The organism is Haloferula sp. A504, assembly GCF_044385805.1.
GTDB lineage: Bacteria > Verrucomicrobiota > Verrucomicrobiia > Verrucomicrobiales > Akkermansiaceae > Haloferula.
The window spans coordinates 1-1,163 of the sequence record NZ_JBISBU010000158.1; the positions used below are offsets into that span (position 1 = coordinate 1).

Annotated in this window: 1 protein-coding gene; it reads right to left on the reverse strand. The window is 50.0% G+C overall.

Features of this window, described 5'->3' with window-relative positions:
• Window positions 1-326: 326 nt before the first annotated feature.
• Complete coding sequence (locus tag ACG2LG_RS23915) at window positions 327-809, reverse strand: hypothetical protein (protein ID WP_396263392.1); 483 nt, start codon at window positions 807-809, stop codon at window positions 327-329.
• Window positions 810-1,163: the final 354 nt, after the last annotated feature.

The window sequence follows — 1,163 nt, forward strand, 5'->3', positions numbered from 1 at the left end:
TGAACCTTCGCTCCGACGAGCTGACTCCGTGCCCATTCTCGCGAAGAACCCTGTGGACAACTTTCCTCCAAGACCCGCACAAGCCCTTCCCCGAAATTAAACTATCACTCCCCACGAGTTATGGAAAAAACATCACTTTGCCCCTTGCCAAACAAGCAGCCATAGCAACGTCAAAGAGCACGCGCCGGCACTAGCGGGGGCGAGCGTTGAGACGGGAGTTAAGGTTCATACTACGGGTGACGTTTTCGACAAGGCGGCTAGTGGCGGTTGCTGTGGCTCGTCTTGTTCTGCCGTTTTGGTTTGTTAGAAGGGACGCGTCACATCAACTAGTAAGCAAGTTCATACGAGAACCAGATAAAAAGAACTACAATCCCTGGGAAAATCAAAAACCTCCGTATCCATGAGCTGAGAAACAACTTCACGTCGCGATAGGATCGACTATCATCCGTGGCCATTGCCTCGACCATCGATATCAGAAAAATCAATGGTCCAAGCGCCCAAATGAGTATCGCTCCAAGGGAAAGTACAAGAGCGGCGAATCCTTGGTGCCCATATCGATATCGCATGTTTCCGGACTCCTTCCAAGCATTCGTGTCCTCATAAATCCAAGGTACTACTGAGCCAAACCACCAACCCGCAGAGGCAACGTAGTAAAGAGAAAGAATTAGAGCGACGATAATCAAGTAGCTGCCACCAGCGAGAATTCGCTCGGTTTCGGTGCGGGTATCTGGCTTAGGCGCGTCTTTCCCATCTGCTTTCTTTGCATCGGAATATGCCTTAGTAACGGTTTTCTCGCGAGTTCCATTCATGCACGGCATGCATCTCCCATCAGTACGGGACGCCGTGGCTGACAGGATTTCGGCACCACATTCCGAGCATTTGGTTTTGGCTTCGGGCATTTTTAGCAGAACAGTTTATTGAACAACTGGTGAAATCAGAAAATTAGTTCACAGTGTGAACTAATTTGACTCTGTGCCGAATAGGTCGCTAGAGCCAATCCCCGAAATTTCCCGGTTGTCATTTGGGTTAAAATATCAGTTTGTCGTGGGATGACAAGGAGCAAGAAGGTCGGTTTCTTAAGGGATTTTGAGGCGCTGATGATCCGGGAGCGGGTGGCGGAACGGGCGCGGCCTTACTATCTGAAGCATCTGGAAAGGTGGGGT